The sequence below is a fragment of the Pseudomonas sp. GL_139_B genome (genome assembly GCF_057834475.1).
In genome coordinates this window covers 664,286-684,781 of the sequence record NZ_CM174403.1, presented here as the reverse complement: position 1 = coordinate 684,781, position 20,496 = coordinate 664,286, and the positions used below count along the sequence as shown (strand labels likewise).

Annotated in this window: 22 protein-coding genes; all 22 read left to right on the top strand. The window is 61.1% G+C overall.

Going from position 1 to position 20,496, the window contains the following annotated elements:
* Positions 1-9 precede the first annotated feature (9 nt).
* Positions 10-1,221, top strand: coding sequence for a precorrin-6y C5,15-methyltransferase (decarboxylating) subunit CbiE (cbiE, locus tag AC3ISI_RS03025; RefSeq protein ID WP_489335420.1), 1,212 nt, complete (start codon positions 10-12; stop codon positions 1,219-1,221).
* Positions 1,214-2,311 (top strand): cobalt-precorrin-5B (C(1))-methyltransferase, encoded by a 1,098-nt coding sequence (locus tag AC3ISI_RS03020; protein ID WP_489335419.1) that lies wholly within the window; start codon positions 1,214-1,216, stop codon positions 2,309-2,311. Before cbiE ends, AC3ISI_RS03020 begins: the two co-directional genes overlap by 8 nt.
* Positions 2,308-3,033 carry a cobalt-precorrin-6A reductase gene (locus tag AC3ISI_RS03015; protein ID WP_489335418.1) on the top strand — a complete coding sequence of 242 codons (726 nt, stop codon included), beginning with the start codon at positions 2,308-2,310 and terminating at the stop codon, positions 3,031-3,033. Before AC3ISI_RS03020 ends, AC3ISI_RS03015 begins: the two co-directional genes overlap by 4 nt.
* Before the next feature lie 56 nt (positions 3,034-3,089).
* Positions 3,090-3,425, top strand: coding sequence for a type II toxin-antitoxin system RelE/ParE family toxin (locus AC3ISI_RS03010; RefSeq protein WP_489335417.1), 336 nt, complete (start codon positions 3,090-3,092; stop codon positions 3,423-3,425).
* A gap of 4 nt (positions 3,426-3,429) precedes the next feature.
* Complete coding sequence (locus tag AC3ISI_RS03005; RefSeq protein WP_090176095.1) at positions 3,430-3,753, top strand: helix-turn-helix domain-containing transcriptional regulator; 324 nt, start codon at positions 3,430-3,432, stop codon at positions 3,751-3,753.
* Positions 3,754-3,871: 118 nt separating this feature from the next.
* Positions 3,872-4,270 (top strand): DUF2946 domain-containing protein, encoded by a 399-nt coding sequence (locus AC3ISI_RS03000; protein WP_489335416.1) that lies wholly within the window; start codon positions 3,872-3,874, stop codon positions 4,268-4,270.
* A 48-nt stretch (positions 4,271-4,318) separates the two neighbouring features.
* The gene (locus tag AC3ISI_RS02995) at positions 4,319-4,798 is read left to right on the top strand and encodes a copper chaperone PCu(A)C (RefSeq protein ID WP_489335415.1); all 480 of its coding nucleotides are present in this window, start codon (positions 4,319-4,321) and stop codon (positions 4,796-4,798) included.
* 20 nt (positions 4,799-4,818) lie between these two features.
* Positions 4,819-5,268 (top strand): DUF2946 domain-containing protein, encoded by a 450-nt coding sequence (locus AC3ISI_RS02990; RefSeq protein ID WP_489335414.1) that lies wholly within the window; start codon positions 4,819-4,821, stop codon positions 5,266-5,268.
* 84 nt (positions 5,269-5,352) lie between these two features.
* A complete protein-coding gene (locus tag AC3ISI_RS02985) occupies positions 5,353-7,470 on the top strand; it encodes a TonB-dependent copper receptor (protein WP_489335413.1) in 2,118 nt (705 codons plus the stop codon).
* Between the two features lie 129 nt (positions 7,471-7,599).
* Entirely contained in the window at positions 7,600-8,979 is a 1,380-nt protein-coding gene (locus tag AC3ISI_RS02980; RefSeq protein WP_489335412.1) for a PepSY-associated TM helix domain-containing protein, read from the top strand.
* A gap of 448 nt (positions 8,980-9,427) precedes the next feature.
* Positions 9,428-9,799, top strand: a complete 372-nt coding sequence (locus tag AC3ISI_RS02975) for a DUF6124 family protein (RefSeq protein WP_489335411.1) — start codon at positions 9,428-9,430, stop codon at positions 9,797-9,799.
* Between the two features lie 387 nt (positions 9,800-10,186).
* Entirely contained in the window at positions 10,187-11,452 is a 1,266-nt protein-coding gene (gene urtA / locus AC3ISI_RS02970) for an urea ABC transporter substrate-binding protein (protein ID WP_489335410.1), read from the top strand.
* A 161-nt stretch (positions 11,453-11,613) separates the two neighbouring features.
* Positions 11,614-13,116 (top strand): urea ABC transporter permease subunit UrtB, encoded by a 1,503-nt coding sequence (urtB, locus tag AC3ISI_RS02965; protein WP_489335409.1) that lies wholly within the window; start codon positions 11,614-11,616, stop codon positions 13,114-13,116.
* Positions 13,116-14,195 (top strand): urea ABC transporter permease subunit UrtC, encoded by a 1,080-nt coding sequence (gene urtC / locus AC3ISI_RS02960; protein WP_489335408.1) that lies wholly within the window; start codon positions 13,116-13,118, stop codon positions 14,193-14,195. Before urtB ends, urtC begins: the two co-directional genes overlap by 1 nt.
* Positions 14,192-15,061 carry an urea ABC transporter ATP-binding protein UrtD gene (gene urtD, locus AC3ISI_RS02955; protein ID WP_489335407.1) on the top strand — a complete coding sequence of 290 codons (870 nt, stop codon included), beginning with the start codon at positions 14,192-14,194 and terminating at the stop codon, positions 15,059-15,061. The genes urtC and urtD overlap by 4 nt, the downstream gene beginning before the upstream one ends.
* 102 nt (positions 15,062-15,163) lie before the next feature.
* The gene (urtE, locus tag AC3ISI_RS02950) at positions 15,164-15,862 is read left to right on the top strand and encodes an urea ABC transporter ATP-binding subunit UrtE (RefSeq protein WP_019582243.1); all 699 of its coding nucleotides are present in this window, start codon (positions 15,164-15,166) and stop codon (positions 15,860-15,862) included.
* 30 nt (positions 15,863-15,892) lie between these two features.
* Entirely contained in the window at positions 15,893-16,732 is an 840-nt protein-coding gene (locus AC3ISI_RS02945) for an urease accessory protein UreD (RefSeq protein ID WP_489335406.1), read from the top strand.
* 138 nt (positions 16,733-16,870) lie between these two features.
* Positions 16,871-17,173 carry an urease subunit gamma gene (locus tag AC3ISI_RS02940; RefSeq protein ID WP_007945249.1) on the top strand — a complete coding sequence of 101 codons (303 nt, stop codon included), beginning with the start codon at positions 16,871-16,873 and terminating at the stop codon, positions 17,171-17,173.
* Positions 17,174-17,181: 8 nt separating this feature from the next.
* Positions 17,182-17,715: a GNAT family N-acetyltransferase gene (locus tag AC3ISI_RS02935; RefSeq protein ID WP_489335404.1), complete on the top strand. Its 534-nt coding sequence runs from the start codon at positions 17,182-17,184 to the stop codon at positions 17,713-17,715.
* Between the two features lie 6 nt (positions 17,716-17,721).
* Complete coding sequence (locus AC3ISI_RS02930) at positions 17,722-18,255, top strand: GNAT family N-acetyltransferase (protein ID WP_489335403.1); 534 nt, start codon at positions 17,722-17,724, stop codon at positions 18,253-18,255.
* Positions 18,255-18,563 (top strand): urease subunit beta, encoded by a 309-nt coding sequence (locus AC3ISI_RS02925; protein ID WP_489335402.1) that lies wholly within the window; start codon positions 18,255-18,257, stop codon positions 18,561-18,563. Before AC3ISI_RS02930 ends, AC3ISI_RS02925 begins: the two co-directional genes overlap by 1 nt.
* 171 nt (positions 18,564-18,734) lie before the next feature.
* A complete protein-coding gene (gene ureC, locus AC3ISI_RS02920; RefSeq protein ID WP_489335401.1) occupies positions 18,735-20,435 on the top strand; it encodes an urease subunit alpha in 1,701 nt (566 codons plus the stop codon).
* Positions 20,436-20,496 lie beyond the last annotated feature (61 nt).

The following is a 20,496-nucleotide window of genomic DNA, read 5'->3' as shown; positions in this document are numbered from 1 at the left end:
GGACTGCAGATGTCACCCTGGCTGACAGTAGTGGGAATCGGTGAAGACGGCTTCAAGGGCCTGGGCAGAAACGCCCGGCACGCGCTGCTGCGCGCTTCGCGGATTATTGGCGGTCAGCGGCAACTGAATTTGTTGCCAGTGTGCATCCGTGGCGAGCGGCAGTTGTGGCCGAGTCCTTTTTCCATTGAGCCGCTGCTAGCCCGTCGCGGTGAGCCGGTGTGCGTGCTGGCCAGCGGCGATCCGATGTTTTTCGGCGTCGGCGCCAGCCTTGCGCGGCAAGTGCCGGCTGACGAAATGCAGATCCTGCCGGCGCCGTCCTCTTGCTCCCTCGCGGCGGCGCGAATGGGCTGGCCAATGCAGGAAGTAGTGACACTTTCCGTGGTTGCCCGGCCTGTCGCCGCCCTCAATGCGCAGTTGTTCAGCGGCGTGCGCTTGCTGGTGCTGAGCAACGACGGTCAAAGCCCGGCGGCGATTGCCGCACTGCTGCGTGAACGCGGCTTTGGCCCAAGCCGACTCACCGTGCTGGAGCATCTGGGTGGTGCAGCCGAACGGCGCATCGATGGTGTTGCCAATGACTGGCAGGATCCGCTGATCGCCGACCTGAACCTGATCGCCATCGAGTGCCTCGTCGAGCCGAGCGCGCCGCGTCTTTCGCGACTGGCCGGGCTGCCGGACTCAGCCTTCAAACACGACGGCCAACTGACCAAGCGCGACGTACGCGCCATCACCCTCGCGCGCCTCGCGCCGGTGCCGGGTGAACTGCTGTGGGACGTCGGCGCTGGTAGCGGTTCGATTGGCATCGAATGGATGCGCGCCCACCCGACGTGCCGCGCGCTGGCCATTGAAGCCGATGAAGGTCGACAGTTGCTGATCGAGCACAACCGCGACGCCCTCGGTGTGCCCGGCCTGCAACTGATTCGCGGCAACGCACCACAGGCGTTGGCCGGCCTCGAACGCCCGGACGCGATTTTCATCGGTGGCGGCGTCACCCGCGAAGGCGTGCTCGACACCTGCTGGGCGCAACTCAAACCCGGCGGGCGATTGATCGCCAACGCGGTCACACTGCAAAGTGAAATGACCCTGATGGCCTGGCGCGAACAACATGGCGGCGAGCTGACCCGCATCCATATTGCCCAAGCGCAGCCGCTGGGCGAATTCGACACCTGGCGCCAGGCGCTGCCCATTACCTTGCTGGACGTGACGAAGCCCTGCGATGCGTGACGAAACCGCCGAACAACCCGCCCCGTTGCGCAGCGGCCTGACCACCGGCAGCTGCGCCACCGCGACCAGTCTGGCCGCAGCACGTCTGTTGTTGGGCGGCATGAGCGCTGACGCAGTCGAGATCGTGTTGCCCAAGGGCAAGCACGTGCAGATGCGCCTGGAATTTTGTCGCCTGACCGACGACGGTGCCGAAGCCGGGACCCTCAAAGACGCCGGCGATGACCCTGACGTGACCCACGGCGCCCTGCTGTACACACACGTGCGCCTGAGCGCCGAGCCGGGCATTCATTTCAAGGCTGGGCGCGGTGTCGGCACGGTGACACGACCCGGCTTGGTGCTGGCCGTCGGCGAACCGGCGATCAACCCGGTGCCGCGCAAAATGATCACTGATCACCTTGGGTTACTGGCCGATGAACTCGGCTACAACGGCGGCTTCGAAGTCACCGTCAACGTCGAGGACGGCGAAGCCCTGGCGCTGAAAACCATGAATCCGCGATTGGGGATTCTCGGCGGGCTGTCGATTCTCGGCACCAGCGGCATCGTCCGGCCGTTCTCCTGCGCGGCCTACATCGCCTCGATCCACCAAGGCATCGACGTCGCCAAAACCAACGGTTACCTGCACATAGCCGCCTGCACCGGCAACGCCAGCGAAGACACCATGCGCCGGGTCTACAACCTGCCGGAAATCGCCCTGATCGAAATGGGCGACTTCGTCGGTGCCGTGCTCAAACACCTGCGCAAAGTGCCTGTGGATAAACTCAGCCTGTGCGGCGGCTTCGGCAAGATCAGCAAACTGGCGGCCGGGCACATGGATTTGCACAGCCGACATTCGAGCATCGACCTGCCGCAACTGGCGGAATGGGCGGCAGCGGTTGGCGCTGACGAAACGTTGCAACAGGCCATTCGCGAGGCCAATACCAGCCAGCAAGCCTTGGCGATGGCTGCCGCTGCGGGCATCGCCCTCGGTGACGCGGTGTGTCAGCACGCGTTGGACTTTGCCCGCAGCGTGGTGCCGGCGCAGGTTCAGGTCGAAGTATTTGCCATCGATCGTCAGGGCGGGATTGTCGGTCATGCGGGAGTTTTTCAATGAAGCGCGTTTTGCTGCTCGGCGGCGTGACGGAAGCGCTGGCCATCGCCCGCACCCTTGGGCCTGAACACACCTACAGCCTGGCTGGTGTTGGCCGGGTGCCGACGGATTTGACCTGTCAAGTGCGCGTTGGCGGCTACGGCGGTGCTGAAGGTCTGGCGCAATTTATTCGCGATGAAGGCATCGACCTGCTGCTGGACGCCACCCATCCCTACGCCGCACAAATCAGCCAAAACGCCGCGACTGCCGCGCAATTGACCGGCATCGCCTGCTGGGCGCTGCGCCGGCCGGCCTGGCAACCTCAGGTTGGGGATAACTGGCTAGAAGTCGGCGACTGGGCCGAATTGATCGACGCCCTGAAACCCTTCCATCGTCCCTTGTTTACCCTCGGCCGCGAACCCTTGCAGCATCTGCACGAAATCCCGCCGGAGCAATTCTGGACGTTACGCGCGTTGGACGTTTACCCCGGTAACGATCGCTGCGAAGTCATCGGCGCGCGTGGACCGTTTGTGATCGAGGATGAACGCGAGCTGTTTGAGCGCCGGCAGATTGATGTGCTGATCAGCAAGAACAGCGGCAGCACTGCGACGGAACCGAAGCTGGAAGTGGCGCGGGAGCGCAGGGTGCCGGTGATTGTGTTGCGCAGGCCGGTGTTGCCTCAGGCTGATCGTGAGCTACTGACGCTTCGAGAAACACTTGATGCATTGGCGGTCGTTAACGAATAAGGCAGGATCGCTGGCTTGCATGACAAGTAACCTATTTGTTACCTTCAGGGCCACCTGTGATCACACTCGAAGAATACTTGCAGGAAAACGAAACAAGCCCCTTTGGACGCTGGTTTTCCACCTTAACTGTACAGGCTGCGTTTAAGGTATCCACTGCGTTGGTCCGACTGGAGCTAGGCAATACGTCCAACATCAAATGGTTTGAAGGTCTCGGCGAATACCGAATCAATTGGGGCCCTGGCTACCGAATCTATCTAGTTCAAGAGGGCAAACGTTTGATCATCCTTTTTGGTGGAGGCGATAAATCCACTCAAAAGGCCGACATCAAAGAGGCCAAAACACTGATAGCTGAATTTCGAACCCGTAAAAAAGCTGAACGAACCCGGAGATAAAGCCATGGCGCTCACCCGCAGCTACAAACACACCATCGCCGAGCGTGCCCAGCGTGACCCCGAGTTCGCCCAGGCATTGTTGGATGAGGCTGCTACTCTGTTTCTTAACGGCGAACCTGAAATGGCCAGGATCATTTTGCGTGACTTGGTCAATGCCACCGTAGGTTTCGAAGAACTGGCGAAGGAAACAGCTAAACCTAGCAAAAGTCTCCACAGAATGTTGTCCGCCAAAGGCAACCCAAGCATGGACAACTTGGCTGCCATATTCGCCGTAATTCGCGCTACGCTTGGAGTAGATATGGAAGTACATGCGGTACGTGCGCACTGAATTGCATAGAAGCAAACGGTTCTACTGCGACACCACACCGCACGCCGCTTTTTTTTACTTATCGGCCCTGATCAGGCTAAATAGCCGCGCTTGATCGCCCACCCAAACGGATTTCCCCATGTCCCGACATCGGCTCGCAATTGCCTGGATCGCCTGCTTCGCAGTGCTGTTCAACATGCTCGCCATGCCGATGAGCAATGCAATGGCGCAGTCGGCGAAATCGCCTGCCGAGCAATTGCTGTGGGGCAGTTTCTGCACCTCCAGCGGCACCAAGATGGTGGCGATTTCCCTGGGTGATCTCGGGCAGAAAGCGCCGCAAGGCGACGATCATTCCAACATGCAGCATTGCTGGTGTTGCTCGGGCGCAGCACCTGTCGTGGCGCTGCCAGGGCATGAGCCGCAGCTGTATTTCGCGCAGTTCGAGAGCAATCGAAGCCTGCCCGCCGCCACGCTCGCTACCCCCACACCGCGCCAGCAATGGCCGAGTCTCAACCCCCGCGCTTCCCCTCTGGTGTGATTCCTTCTCGCAATTGAACTGCGTTTTGAATCGTTCCGGAGAACTGCCATGTTGAACAAACTCATCGTTTTGGCTGCGTTGTTGCTGCCTGCCTGCTTTGCCAATGCCCACGAATACAAAGTCGGCGAGTTGGAAATCGCTCATCCGTGGTCGCAGGAGTTGCCGGCCAACGCCCCAACCGTTGCCGCCTATTTCGTGATTCAAAACAGCGGCAAAACCGCTGATCGCCTGCTCAGTGTTGACTCTCCCATCGCAGGCGAAGCCCAGTTGCACGAACACGTGATGCAAGGTGATCTGATGAAGATGCAACAGGTGCCGAGCGTCGATGTTCCCGCTGGCGGCAACGTCACGTTTGCACCGATGGCTTATCACGTAATGCTGGTCAACCTGAAAGACCGCAGCCTGTTGAGCGACGGCAAACGCTTCCCGCTGACCCTGCATTTCGAGAAGGCCGGTGACGTGACGGTCGAAGTCGCCGTGCAGAAGAAGCCGCCAGAAGACATGCAGATGCACGCTCACGCCCAGTAATCCGCTGAGCAGACTCCGCCATGCGCCCGCTTAGCGCCAGGTCATCCGCGCCCCGTCGTCAGTCATTGAGCCTGACGCGCGGCAGCTGGATCAGCCTGTTCGCCATGCTGATGATCTTTATCGGCCCGCTGATTTCTCAGTCGATGCCGATGGATCAACGCGCCTCTGCCATGACCATGAACATGTCGATGGACATGAGCATGGACATGTCGGCGATGGAACACGCCGACCACGGCGCGCAACCCGCTGCCGAGCTCTGCCCGCCCAAAGCCTCGCACCATGCGCTCTGGGAAAAATGCGGCTATTGCAGCCTGCTGTTCAACTGCCCGGCACTGACCGGCGGTGCTTCGTTCACAGCCTTCAACACCCCACCTGCCAACACGTTCACCACCCCGTCCCCCCGCTTGGGCCACGCCCGGCAACCCTTCTTCCCCGGCGCCCGAACCCGCGCCCCACCCATCGTCGCGTAAACACCCACCGCTGATTTCACACGGTTTAGAAGACAGCCAAAGGCTGCCGGCCGTGTCGTTTACGACTGTTCGATGGAAATTGTCATGTCCAGGTTTTCTGCTGACTCACGCTTGAGCGCTGCCCAAGCTTCTTTTACCCAGAACGAACCCAGTGTTCGATTCAGGCACGCCACCGCATTCCTGTGTGGCGCCCTACTGACACCGCTGGCGCTGGCCGATGAACACGCCGGCCACAATGAAGAACTGAGCCCGACGGTCATCACCGCGATCGCCCCCAGCTCGCCACTGACCATCGTCACCAACCCCAAGGACCCGCGCCAACCGGTGCCGGCCAGCGACGGTGGCGACTATTTGAAAACCATCCCCGGCTTCGCCCTCGTGCGCAACGGCGGCACCAACGGCGACCCGGTGCTGCGCGGCATGTTCGGCTCGCGGATGAACATCCTCACCAACGGCGGCCAATTACTGGGCGCCTGCCCCGGCCGGATGGACGCGCCAACCTCCTACCTCTCGCCGGAAACCTACGACAAACTCACCGTGATCAAAGGCCCGCAAACCGTACTGTGGGGACCGGGTGCGTCCGCCGGGACAATCCTCTTCGACCGTGAGCCGGAGAGTTTTGGCGAACTCGGCACCCGGGTGAATGCCAGCGTGCTGGCCGGCTCCAACGGCCGCTTCGACAAACTGGTGGACGCCGCGGCCGGCGGGCCGCTGGGCTACGTGCGAGTGATCGGCAACACCGCACACGCCGACGACTACCGGGATGGCAACAACGACACCGTGCCCTCGCGCTACGACAAGTGGAACGGCGACGTCGCGCTCGGCTGGACTCCGGATGCCGACACCCTGCTGGAACTGACCGCCGGCAAAAGCGATGGTGAAGCGCGTTACGCCGGGCGTGGCATGGACGGTTCACAGTTCCTGCGCGAAAGCCTCGGCCTGCGCTTCGAAAAATCGAACGTCGGCGACGTGCTGGATAAAATCGAAGGCCAGATTTACTACAACTACGCCGACCACGTGATGGACAACTACACCCTGCGCACGCCTTCCGGCACCGGGATGATGTCCGGTCCGAGGGCGTCGAACGTCGACCGTCGCACCGTCGGCGGCCGGGTCAAAGGCACTTGGCGCTGGGGCGTCGTGCAGTTGATCAGCGGCATCGACGTGCAAACCAGCGAACACCGCCAGCGCGGCAGTGCGGGCATCAATACCTATAAAGACCTGCCGTACACCGAAGACGCCGACTTCCACAACTACGGCGTCTTCAGCGAACTGACCTGGTACGCCACCGACCGTGACCGGCTGATTACCGGCGCGCGCCTGGACCGCGCCTCGGCCAGGGATTACCGGCAAACCATCGGTTCAGGGATGACAAAACACCCCAACCCGACCGCCGACGATACCCGCGCCGACACCCTGCCGAGCGGCTTCGCCCGTTATGAGCATGACCTGGCCGACAGCCCGACCACCCTGTACGCAGGCCTCGGTCACATCGAACGCTTCCCGGATTACTGGGAGCTGTTTTCACCCAAGAGCGGCCCTGCCGGTTCGGTGAACGCCTTCGATTCAATCAAGCCTGAGAAAACCACCCAGCTCGACTTCGGCCTGCAATACCGAACTGAAGACCTCGACGCCTGGGCCTCGGGTTACGTCGGGAAAGTGCACGACTACATCCTGTTCAACTACATCCCGACCCCGACGGGCACCCTCTCCCAGGCACAAAACATTGACGCCGACATCATGGGTGGCGAACTCGGTGCGGCCTACCGGTTGACCAACAACTGGAAAGCCGACGCGACCCTGGCCTACGCCTGGGGCAAGAACAGCAGCGACGGCAACCCACTGCCGCAAATGCCGCCACTGGACGCACGTTTCGGCCTCACCTACAGCGAAGACAACTGGAGTGCCGGGGCGCTGTGGCGGGTGGTCGCCGCGCAAAACCGCATCGATTTGAACAAGGGCAATGTCGTCGGCAAAGACTTCGACAAGACCCCAGGCTTCGGCGTGTTCTCGCTCAACGGTGCCTACCGGATCGACCAGCACTGGAGGGTCAGCACCGGCATCGACAACCTGTTCGGCAAGGCCTACGCCGAGCATTTGAACCTGGCCGGCAACGCCGGTTTTGGCTACCCGGCCAATGACCCGCAGGCCATTAAAGAACCGGGGCGAACGCTCTGGACCAAGGTGGACATGAGTTTCTAAAAGCATCGCGGGTAAACCCGCTCCCACAGGTTAAACACCGTCCATGTGGGAGCGGGCTTGCCCGCGATCGGTTGCGAAGCAACCGCAAACAAATAACTAAAAGACCCAAGCCAAAGCGGAGCACACGTGATGAAACAGCCCAAAGTGAATTTCTACAACCTGGCCTGGCGCTGGCATTTCTATGCCGGTCTGTTCGTGGCGCCTTTTATGGTGATGCTGGCCTTGACCGGCACCATCTACCTGTTCAAACCGCAACTCGACCCGTTGATGTACGGCAGCATGATGAACGTCCCGGCCGGCCACCACACCGTGTCCGCCGATGACCTGCTCAAGCGCGTGAAAGAGGCTTATCCACAGGCAACGATCAAACAGTACCTGCCGCCGGTCAACGCCGAACGCAGCGCTCAATTCGTCGTGATCAACGACGGCACCGAGCTGAACGTGTTCATTGACCCGTACCACGGCGACATCCTCGGCGAGCAAGACGCCAAGAAGAACCTGCAAGCCGTTGCCCGAGCCATTCACGGCGAGCTGATGATCGGCACCGTCGGTGATCGACTGATCGAAATGGCCGCTGGCTGGGGCATTGTGCTGGTGGTGTCCGGGGTGTTCCTGTGGTGGCCGCGTGGCCAGGCGGCAGGCATTTTGTGGCCCCGCCTGACCAGTCGCGGTCGCGTGTTGTGGCGTGACCTGCACGCGGTGACCGGGTTCTGGGGCGCGTCGTTGCTGCTGGTGATGTTGCTCAGCGGTATGACCTGGACCGGGTTCTGGGGCCAGCAATACGCCAGCGTCTGGAACGTGTTCCCCGCCGCCATGTGGGACAACGTGCCCAAATCCGATGTCGAGGCGCGCAGCCTCAACACCGCCACCCGCCAGACCGTGCCTTGGGCGATGGAAAATACACCGATGCCAATGTCCGGCGGCGACCACGCCGAACACATGGCCCACGACGGCGCACAGGCCGGCCCCGCCGCACCGACCATCAGCCTGCAAGACGTGCAGGACATCGCCGAGCAACGCAAGGTCGAGCCGGGTTACAGCATCACCTTCCCGAAAACCGCGACGGGCGTGTTCACCATCGCCGTGTTCGCCGACGACCCGCGCAACGACGCCACGCTGCACATCGATCAATACACCGGCGACGTCCTTGCCGATGTGCGTTACGAGCAATACGGCACCGTCGCACGCGCCACCGAAATCGGCGTGATGCTGCATGAAGGCAAGATGTTCGGCGTGGTCAACCAGATCATCGTGCTGGTGATTTGCCTGATGATTCTGCTCAGCGCCGTCAGCGGCGTAGTGATCTGGTGGAAGCGCCGCCCGCAAGGCAAGTTCGGTGTTCCACCGCTGCGCCACGACCTGCCGAAATGGAAAACCGCGACGGTCATCATGCTCGCACTGGGCGTGATGTTCCCATTGGTAGGCGCTTCGATGGTGGTGGTTTGGATGCTGGACCGCGTGCTGTTGTCGCGTTTCAGCCGACAAACTGAATCGGCCTCATCTTTGTAACCACACTCCACTATAGGAGCTGGCTTGCCAGCGAAGACGGCGACACATCCAGCATTGATGTGGCTGACCCACCGCTTTCGCTGGCAAGCCAGCTCCCACAGGGATTGGGATTCTGGGGTTGTTTATGTGTGTTTACTTGAATGCGAAATGACCGGATGTTTCCCACGACTTTTTCAGGTTGTTCGTCGGACGTGGGCTGTCTAGTCTGGGGCTGTCACTGCACATCAGTGATCGGGCGTGAGAACCCGGTTTACCCTGTTAATCCAACACCAGTGCCACCATAATTGCCGCCAGCTTATCCGCTGTCTGCAATGCTCTATGGCGGCTGTGTGCGGGCGGACTTCGGTCCGGCCGGGTTCGGGGTTACCGGTTTCTCACTCCGCACATAGCTGCCACCCCTCATCGTGTGAGAACGATAAGTGGTGGCCCCAACTGAGTTGAACCCCAAATGAGCAAAAAAATTGTTCCAGACCCACCCATCGACACCACCAATCCAGATCCCGAAACATCTCGCGACGGAGATCTGCTCAGAGACCGCGACGCCATCAAACGCGCCCTCGACTACTACCTCGATCCCCCAGCCCAATACACCGAAACCCCCCGCCGCCCCAGCACCATGTTCATGATCGCGCCAAACAACGACACCGAAAGCCTGCTGGTCAATGCCTGTGAATCCTTGGCATCTGCCAGTGTCTTGGCCAGCGATTTCGCCACCGAGCTGATCGGCCCGCAACGCCATAAGGCGATAGCGATTCAGCAGGTCATCATGCTCGCGGAACTGGCCGTGAACCGCGCGGTGGATAACGTCGTTCCCACCTAGAAACTCTGTAATAAAAATGTGGGAGTGAGTCTGCTCACTCCCACAAGGGTTTATCGTCGTCTACAAGTTACGTTCACAACACAGATCAATTGTGGGAGCGAGCCCGCTCGCGAAGACGGCAGCACATCCAGCATCAGTGTGACTGGCATACCGCTTTCGCGAGCAGGCTCGCTCCCACAGGAGATCACCGTTGCTCGCCCCAATGTAGCGCACCTCCTCGCACCACTGCCCCGACCTCGTCCCTTCATGGTGCGCCTTCAGCCCGCGCGAGCGCTCTAAACCGACATTTCCCTGCCTTTCGCCGACCGGGCACAGCCCTTGCAAAACACCCTTCAGTAGTCCGCATCTGCCAACCAAGAAAATTCATAAGTTCATGGAGATCGCACAATGAAGCGTCGTAGCTTGATCAAGGCTTTCACACTCTCGGCCAGTATTGCCGCGATGGGCATGACCTGGACTGTCCAGGCCGCCGAGACCATCAAGGTCGGTATTCTGCATTCGTTGTCCGGCACTATGGCGATCTCCGAGACATCGCTCAAAGACATGGCGTTGATGACCATCGACGAGATCAACGCCAAGGGCGGTGTCAACGGCAAGATGCTGGAGCCGGTGGTCGTGGACCCTGCGTCGAACTGGCCGCTGTTCGCCGAAAAGGGCAGGCAGTTGCTGACACAGGACAAAGTGGCCGTGGTGTTCGGCTGCTGGACTTCCGTGTCGCGTAAATCGGTGTTGCCGGTGTTCGAAGAGCTCAACGGCTTGCTGTTCTACCCGGTGCAATACGAAGGCGAAGAGATGTCGCCGAACGTGTTCTACACCGGCGCCGCGCCGAACCAGCAAGCGATCCCGGCGGTTGAATACCTGATGAGCGAAGAAGGCGGCAGCGCCAAGCGCTACTTCCTGCTCGGCACCGACTACGTCTACCCGCGCACCACCAACAAAATCCTGCGCTCCTTCCTGCATTCCAAAGGCGTAGCGGACAAGGACATCGAAGAGGTCTACACCCCGTTCGGCCACGCCGATTACCAAACCATCGTCGCCAACATCAAAAAATTCTCGGCCGGCGGCAAGACCGCGGTTATCTCCACAGTCAACGGCGACTCCAACGTGCCGTTCTATAAAGAGCTGGCCAACCAGGGCCTGAAAGCCACCGACGTTCCGGTCGTGGCGTTCTCGGTGGGTGAAGAAGAACTGCGCGGCATCGACACCAAGCCGTTGGTGGGCAACCTCGCGGCGTGGAACTACTTCGAGTCCGTCGAGAACCCACAGAACAAGAAGTTCGTGGAGGACTGGAAAGCCTACGCCAAGAAACACAACCTGCCGGGCGCCGACAAAGCGGTGACCAACGATCCGATGGAAGCCACCTACGTCGGCATTCACATGTGGGCGCAAGCGGCTGAAAAAGCCAAGTCCACCGACGTCGACAAAGTCCGCGAAGCCCTCGCCGGCCAGACCTTTGCCGCGCCATCCGGCTACACCCTGACCATGGACAAGACCAACCATCACCTGCACAAGCCAGTGATGATCGGCGAGATTCAGGCCGATGGTCAGTTCAATGTGGTATGGCAGACCGAAGGGCCGATCCGCGCCCAGCCTTGGAGCCCGTTCATTCAGGGCAACGACAAGAAGCCGGAGTATGCGGTGAAGAGCAACTAAGCCACTGGATGTCCGGCCCGGGCATGGAGCCAGGGCCGCACACAATCCCCTGTGGGAGCGAGCCTGCTCGCGAAAGCGTCGGCACATCCAACCTGGATGTGGCTGACACACCGCATTCGCGAGCAGGCTCGCTCCCACATTGTCCGCGTAAGGCCAATGACATGCCCACTGCCCTTTACCGCTTCATCCTCGCCATCGCGCTGTTACTGCCGATGACCACCCACGCCAACGACGCCGAAGACTTCGTCACCGCCAACCCCGTGCAGCAAGCCAAACTGCTGGAAACCTGGGCCGCGCAGCCCGATCCGGCCCGTATCGAGCTGATCAACGCCCTGCAACAAGGTGAGTTGACTGTCGACGGCCAAGCGAAAACCCTGCGTCTGAACAATCGCCTGCGCGGTCTGATCGACACCGCGTTGGCCAGCCATCAACTGCTCGCCGCCGACGCCAAAACCCGTCTGGCCGCCGCGCAGCAACTACAGAAAAGCGCCAAACCCGCACAGCTGAAATTCCTCGACCAGCAACTCGCCGGTGAAAAGGACGAAAGCGTGCATGCCGCGCTCAGCCTCGCCTTAGCCAACCAGCAACTGGTCGACACTGACCCCGCCGTGCGCCTCGCCGCTGTGCGACTGCTCGGTGAGACCGGCGATCCACTGGCCCGCACTCGCCTGGAAAGCCTTCTGGAGCCGGGCGTCGAAGCCGACGCCACGGTGCGCACCGCCGCCGAAACCAGCCTCGCCCAAGTCAAACGCAAACTGTTGATCGGCGAGCTGCTCGGTCAGGCGTTCAGCGGCATGTCTCTCGGTTCGATCCTGCTGCTCGCCGCGCTTGGTCTGGCGATCACCTTCGGCCTGCTCGGCGTGATCAACATGGCTCACGGCGAGATGCTGATGCTCGGCGCCTACTCGACCTATGTGGTGCAGCTGATGTTCCAGCGCTACGCCCCGCAGGCCATCGAGTTCTACCCACTGATCGCGTTGCCGGTGGCGTTTTTCATCACCGCCGCCATCGGCATGGCGCTGGAGCGCACGGTGATTCGTCACCTCTACGGTCGCCCGCTGGAAACCTTGCTCGCCACGTGGGGCATCAGTTTGATGCTGATTCAGTTGGTGCGATTGCTGTTCGGCGCGCAGAACGTTGAAGTGGCCAACCCGGCGTGGTTGTCGGGCGGGATTCAGGTGCTGCCGAATCTCGTGCTGCCGTACAACCGCATCGTCATCATCGCCTTCGCCTTGTTTGTGGTGGTGCTGACCTGGCTGCTGCTGAACAAGACCCGCCTGGGGTTGAACGTGCGGGCCGTCACCCAGAACCGCAACATGGCCGCATGCTGCGGCGTGCCCACCGGACGCGTGGACATGCTCGCCTTCGGCCTCGGCTCGGGAATCGCCGGCCTCGGCGGCGTGGCGTTGAGCCAGATCGGCAACGTTGGCCCGGACCTCGGCCAGAGCTACATCATCGACTCGTTCCTGGTGGTGGTGCTCGGCGGTGTCGGCCAGTTGGCCGGTAGCGTGCTCGCCGCGTTCGGCCTCGGCATCGCCAACAAAATTCTCGAACCGCAAATCGGTGCCGTGCTCGGCAAGATCCTCATCCTCGCGCTGATCATTCTGTTCATCCAGAAACGTCCGCAAGGCCTCTTCGCACTGAAAGGACGGGTGATCGACTGATGAACCAGCCCCTATTACTCACGGCCACACAAAAGGCCGGCCCTAAAGTCACGATCGCGGTCGGCGCGGTGATTCTCGCTCTGCTGCTGGCGTTGCCGCTGCTGTCGCTGTTATCGCCGATCAGCGTGTTTCACGTTTCGGCCTACACCCTGACGCTGGTGGGCAAGATTCTTTGCTACGCCATCGTCGCCCTGGCGCTGGATCTGGTCTGGGGATACGCCGGCCTGCTGTCCCTCGGTCACGGTCTGTTCTTCGCCCTAGGCGGTTACGCGATGGGCATGTACTTGATGCGCCAGGCCTCGGGCGATGGCTTGCCGGCGTTCATGACGTTCCTGTCGTGGACTGAATTGCCGTGGTACTGGACCGGCACCAGCAGCTTCCTCTGGGCCATGTGCCTGGTGGTGTTGGCGCCGGGATTACTGGCGCTGGTGTTCGGTTTCTTCGCCTTCCGTTCGCGGATCAAGGGCGTGTATTTCTCGATCATGACCCAGGCCCTGACCTTCGCCGGCATGCTCCTGTTTTTCCGCAACGAAACCGGGTTTGGCGGCAACAACGGCTTCACCAATTTCCGCAGCATTCTCGGTTTCGGCATCACCGAACCAGGCACCCGCGCCGTACTGTTTTTCGCCACGGTGGTGTTGCTGGTGACGAGCCTGTTCATCGGCTGGCGCCTGGCGCAGAGCAAGTTCGGTCGAGTGCTGACTGCCCTGCGCGATGCGGAAAACCGCCTGATGTTCTGCGGCTACGACCCGCGCGGCTTCAAGCTGTTTGTCTGGGTATTGAGTGCGGTGTTGTGTGGCTTGGCCGGGGCGTTGTACGTGCCGCAGGTCGGGATCATCAACCCGAGCGAAATGTCGCCGACCAACTCGATTGAAGCGGCGGTGTGGGTAGCACTCGGCGGTCGCGGCACCTTGATCGGCCCGCTGCTCGGCGCTGGCGTGGTCAACGGCATGAAGAGCTGGTTCACCGTGGCGTTCCCGGAATACTGGCTGTTCTTTCTGGGCGCGTTGTTCATCGTCGTGACCTTGTATCTGCCTAAAGGCGTGATCGGTCTGCTGAAAAAAAGAGGTGATCAATGAGAGTCACAGCGACGGCTGAATTCATGCTCGAACCGGCCTTTTTCCCTGTGGAACCGAATAAGGACGCCGGCACCAGCCGCGACGCCATCAGCCATGGCCAACGCGTCAGCCCCGGCCTCGATACCCGCCACGGCACGATCCTGACGCTGGAAGACATCAGCGTCAGCTTCGACGGTTTCAAGGCGCTTAACGCTCTGAACCTGTACATCGGCGTCGGTGAACTGCGCTGCATCATCGGCCCCAACGGCGCGGGCAAGACCACGCTGATGGACGTGATCACCGGCAAGACCCGCCCGAGTCACGGCAAGGCCTGGTTCGGTGAAACCCTCGACCTGACGCAGATGAGCGAAGTGCAAATCGCCCAGGCCGGCATCGGTCGCAAGTTTCAGAAACCGACGGTGTTCGAGGCCTTGAGCGTGTTTGAAAATTTGGAACTGGCGCAGAAAACCGACAAGTCGGTGTGGGCCAGCCTGCGGGCGCGGCTGAGTGGCGAGCAGAAAGATCGCATCTGCGAAGTGCTGGAGACTATCCGCCTGACCACTTCGGTCAATCGGCCGGCGGGGTTGTTGTCCCACGGTCAGAAGCAGTTTCTGGAAATTGGCATGCTGCTGATGCAAGACCCGCAACTGTTGCTGCTCGACGAACCGGTGGCGGGTATGACCGACGCCGAAACCGAATTCACTGCCGAACTGTTCAAGCGCCTGGCGGGCAAGCATTCGCTGATGGTGGTGGAACATGACATGGGGTTTGTGGGTTCGATTGCCGACCACGTCACCGTGTTGCACCAGGGCAGCGTGCTGGCGCAAGGGACGCTGGAGCAAGTGCAGGATAACGAGCGGGTGATTGAGGTGTATCTCGGTCGCTGAAATGTAGCCCCCGTAGGAGCAAGGCTTGCCCGCGATGGCGTCCTTGAGATCGCTATCGCGGGCAAGCCTTGCTCCTACAGGGGATTTGAGGGGAATTTGAACATGCTGCAAGTCGACAAGCTGCATCAGTACTACGGCGGTAGCCACATCCTGCGCGGCCTGACGTTCGAGGTGAAGGTCGGGGAAGTCACCTGTCTGCTCGGGCGCAACGGCGTCGGCAAGACTACCCTACTCAAATGCCTGATGGGTTTGCTGCCGGCCAAAGAAGGCGCAGTGAACTGGGAGGGCAAGCCGATCACCACGTTCAAGCCGCACCAGCGCGTGCATGCAGGGATCGCGTACGTACCGCAGGGTCGAGAAATCTTCGGTCGTTTGACCGTGGAAGAAAACTTGCTGATGGGCCTGTCACGCTTCCCCGGCAGCGAAGCCAAGGAAGTCCCGGCCTTCATTTACGAGCTGTTCCCGGTGCTGCTGCAAATGAAGCAGCGGCGCGGCGGTGACTTGTCGGGTGGCCAACAGCAGCAGTTGGCAATCGGCCGTGCGCTGGCCAGCCGTCCTCGCCTGCTGATCCTCGACGAACCCACTGAAGGCATCCAGCCGTCGGTGATCAAGGAGATCGGCGCGGTGATCAAGAAGCTCGCGGCCCGGGGCGACATGGCGATTTTGCTGGTGGAGCAGTTCTACGATTTCGCCGCCGAACTGGCCGATCAATACCTGGTGATGTCACGGGGCGAGATTGTGCAGCAGGGACGCGGTGAAAATATGGAAGCCGAAGGTGTGCGCGGTCTGGTAACGATCTAATCTGTAGCATCCTAACGATAATTAAAAAATATGAATTCACCTCTCCCTACTGCCCTGTTTACTCCGAGCTGGCACGCCGAGCTGGAGCTGGGCTACGCCCGTTTCGGCGACAGCACGCGCCCGGTACAGCGTCGCCACAAAGGCCCGCTGCGGGTGCAAAAGCACCTGTATGCCGAAGGCCCCGAGGTGTGCCAGCACATCATCGTTCACCCGCCGGGCGGGATTGCCGGTGGTGATCGGCTGGACATTTCGGCCAGTGTCGGCGCGAATGCCTGGGCGCAAATCACCAGCCCCGGCGCGGCCAAGTGGTATCGCGCGGCGGGCCCGGCCTATCAGACGCTTGATTTGACGGTGGCTGCGGGGGCGACACTGGAGTGGTTGCCGCAAGAGACGATTATCTTCAGCGATGCTCAAGCTGAGCTCTGCACCTCGATTGATCTGCAAGGTGATGCGCGGTTGTTCTATTGGGACGTCGTGGCGCTGGGTCGGCCGGCCAGTGGAGAGCGTTTTGACCTCGGGCATTTTCAGGCCCATCTGGATATCCGCCGCGACGGCCAGTTGCTCTGGCACGAACGTCAGCGCATTGTCGGGAGTGACGGATTGCTGGATTCGCCTATCGGGCTGGACGGGCAACCGGTGTTTGCGACATTGCTGGTGACCGGAGAGATCGACAGTGAGTTGCTGGAAACCTGTCGTTCGCTGCCCAATGATGTGCGCGGGGACTTGACCCAGTTACCGGGGCTGTTGGTGGCTCGGTGCCTGGCCAGCGAGGCGCTGCTGGCCCGTGGTTGGCTGATTGAGTTGTGGCGATTGCTCAGGCCGGCATTGCTTGGCCGCGAAGCGGTCCCCCCAAGAATATGGAGCACTTGAACACCGTCCCCCTGTAGGAGCTGGCTTGCCAGCGAAGCCTTTGGCGTCAGTGAGTACGCCTTCGCTGGCAAGCCAGCTCCTACAGGTTTTGTATTTACAGATCCGAATACTTTTTATCTGCCCAGATGGATTCCAACGATGGACCTGACCCCACGCGAAAAAGACAAGCTGCTGATTTTCACCGCCGGCCTCGTGGCCGAGCGGCGTTTGGCGCGCGGCGTGAAACTCAATTACCCGGAAGCCATGGCCTACATCTCCGCTGCGCTGCTCGAAGGCGCGCGGGACGGCCAGACCGTGGCCGACTTGATGCACTTCGGCACGACCTTGTTGACTCGTGAACAAGTGATGGAAGGTATCCCGGAAATGATCCCGGAAATCCAGGTTGAAGCGACGTTCCCCGACGGCACCAAACTGGTCACCGTCCACCAACCTATCGCCTGAGGCGCGCCATGACTTACCACATTCGCGATGCGGTGCCCGCCGACCTGCCGGCGATCCGCGACATTTACAACGACGCTGTGCTCAACACCACGGCGATCTGGAACGAACAGGCCGTAGACCTCGCTAACCGCCAGGCCTGGTTCAGTGCCCGGCAAACACAGGATTACCCGATCCTGGTGATCGTCAACGCTGACGACATCGTGCTGGGTTACGCGTCATTCGGTGACTGGCGGCCGTTCGACGGCTTCCGCCACACCGTCGAGCATTCGGTGTACGTGCGCAGTGACCAGCGCGGTAATGGTCTGGGCCCGCAACTGATGACCGTGCTGATCGAACGCGCTAAAAGTTGCGGCAAACACGTGATGGTCGCCGCCATCGAAAGCGGCAACGCAGCGTCTATCCGCCTGCATGAACGCGCCGGTTTCATCACCACCGGACAGATGCCCCAAGTGGGCACCAAGTTCGGTCGCTGGCTGGACCTGACCTTCATGCAACTGACCCTCAATCCCGGCGCAGAGCCGCCAGTCGCCCACCAGGAGTAATCGCTGATGAACGCCGCCCAACTGCGCCGCGTGAATGTTGAAAGCTTTGCGCACTATCGCCAGGGCTTGATCGACTTGTTGCTCGATGCCGTGGGGTATGGCGCCAGCGTCGGCTTCATGGCCACTCTGGATGCCACACAGGCGCGTGCCTATTTCGATGAGGTTCAGGAGAACTTGAACAAGGGCAACGTGCTGCTGTGGGTGGTGGTTCGCGACGAACAAGTGGAAGCCAGCGTGCAACTGACCCTGTGTCAGAAAGCCAATGGTTTGAACCGCGCCGAGGTGCAAAAACTGCTGGTACGCGAACACGCGCGTCGTCGAGGCTTGGGCCAACAGTTAATGAGCGCTTTGGAGCAGGCCGCGCTCCAGCACAAGCGCGGCATGCTCTACCTCGACACCGAAGCCGGCTCCCCGGCCGAAGATTTCTACAAGGCGCTGGGTTACACCCGGGCGGGAGAAATCCCCGACTACGCCTGCGACCCGAGCGGCCGCTACAAACCGACCGCGCTCTACTACAAGATTCTGCAAGGAGCCCATTGATGATTCCCGGTGAATACCAGATCCAGCCCGGCGATATCGAACTCAACGCTGGCCGCCGCACTGTCAGCCTGAAGGTGGCCAACAGCGGCGACCGGCCAATCCAGGTCGGCTCGCATTACCACTTTTTCGAAACCAACGACGCCCTGTCCTTCGACCGCGCCGCCAGCCGCGGCATGCGCCTGAACATCCCCGCCGGCACCGCCGTGCGCTTCGAACCGGGGCAGAGTCGCGAAGTCGAGTTGGTGGATCTGGCCGGGCATCGGCGGGTGTTCGGGTTTGCCGGGCGGATCATGGGTGACCTCGACTGATTTCTGCAGTGCGTCCAAAAGATCGCAGCCTCGTTTCACTCGACAGCTGCTACAGGACCGCGTGCAACCACAAACGTGTGTGAACACCTGTAGGAGCTGTCGAGCGCAGCGAGGCTGCGATAGCGAGCTATGCGAGCGGTCTCAAAAACAATTGAATCCCAAGGCAAGCCCATGAAAATTTCTAAACAAGCCTACGCGGACATGTTCGGCCCCACCGTCGGCGACAAGGTTCGCCTCGCCGACACCGAACTGTGGATCGAAGTCGAAAAAGACTTCACCACCTACGGCGAAGAGGTGAAATTCGGTGGCGGCAAAGTCATCCGCGATGGCCAGGGCCAGAGCCAACTGTTGGCCGCCGAAGTCGTCGACACCGTGATCACCAACGCGCTGATCATCGACCACTGGGGCATCGTCAAGGCCGATGTCGGCCTCAAGGACGGCCGCGTCGCCGGCATCGGCAAGGCCGGCAACCCGGACGTGCAGCCGAACGTGACCATCGCCATCGGTGCCAGCACCGAAGTCATCGCCGGTGAAGGCATGATCCTCACCGCCGGCGGCATCGACACGCATATTCATTTCATCTGCCCGCAGCAGATCGAAGAAGCGCTGATGAGCGGCGTTACCACCATGATCGGCGGCGGCACCGGGCCAGCGACGGGCACCAACGCGACGACCTGCACCTCCGGGCCGTGGCACCTGGCGCGCATGCTCCAGGCCGCCGACGCGTTCCCGATGAACATCGGCCTCACCGGCAAGGGCAACGCCAGCCTGCCGGAGCCGTTGATCGAGCAGGTCAAGGCCGGCGCCATCGGCCTCAAGCTGCATGAAGACTGGGGCACCACGCCGGCGAGCATCGACAACTGCCTGAGCGTCGCCGACCAGTACGACGTGCAGGTGGCGATCCACACCGACACGCTCAACGAATCCGGCTTCGTCGAAACCACCCTCGCCGCGTTCAAGGGCCGCACCATCCACACCTATCACACCGAAGGCGCGGGCGGTGGTCATGCCCCGGACATCATCAAGGCCTGCGGCTTTGCCAATGTGCTGCCGAGTTCCACCAACCCGACCCGGCCGTTCACCCGCAATACCATCGACGAACACCTCGACATGCTGATGGTCTGCCACCACCTGGACCCAAGCATTGCCGAAGACGTGGCCTTCGCCGAAAGCCGCATCCGTCGTGAAACCATCGCCGCCGAAGACATCCTGCACGACCTCGGCGCGTTCTCGATGATCAGCTCCGACAGTCAGGCCATGGGCCGCGTCGGCGAAGTCATCACGCGCACCTGGCAGACCGCCGACAAGATGAAAAAACAGCGCGGCCCGTTGCCGGGCGATGGCGAAGGCAACGACAACTTCCGCGCCAAACGCTATATCGCCAAGTACACCATCAACCCGGCGATTACCCACGGTATCAGCCATGAAGTCGGTTCGATTGAAGTCGGCAAATGGGCAGATCTGGTGCTGTGGCGCCCGGCGTTTTTCGGGGTCAAACCGACGTTGATCCTCAAGGGCGGCGCCATCGCGGCCAGTCTGATGGGCGACGCCAACGCCTCGATCCCGACGCCGCAACCGGTGCACTACCGGCCAATGTTCGCCAGTTACGGCGGTTCGCTGCATGCCACCAGCCTGACTTTTATCAGCCAGGCCGCTTCGGACGCCGGGCTGCCGGAAGCCTTGGGCCTGAAGAAGAAAATCGCTGTGGTGAAAGGCTGTCGTGAAGTACAGAAAACCGACCTGATCCACAACGACTATTTGCCGCACATTGACGTCGATCCGCAGACGTATCAGGTCAAGGCCGACGGCGTACTGCTGTGGTGTGAGCCGGCCGATGTGTTGCCGATGGCGCAGCGCTATTTCCTGTTTTGACCGGTTGAGCGGCACACAGAAAAGGCCCGGATGCTTGCGCAGATCCAGGCCTTTGTTCATC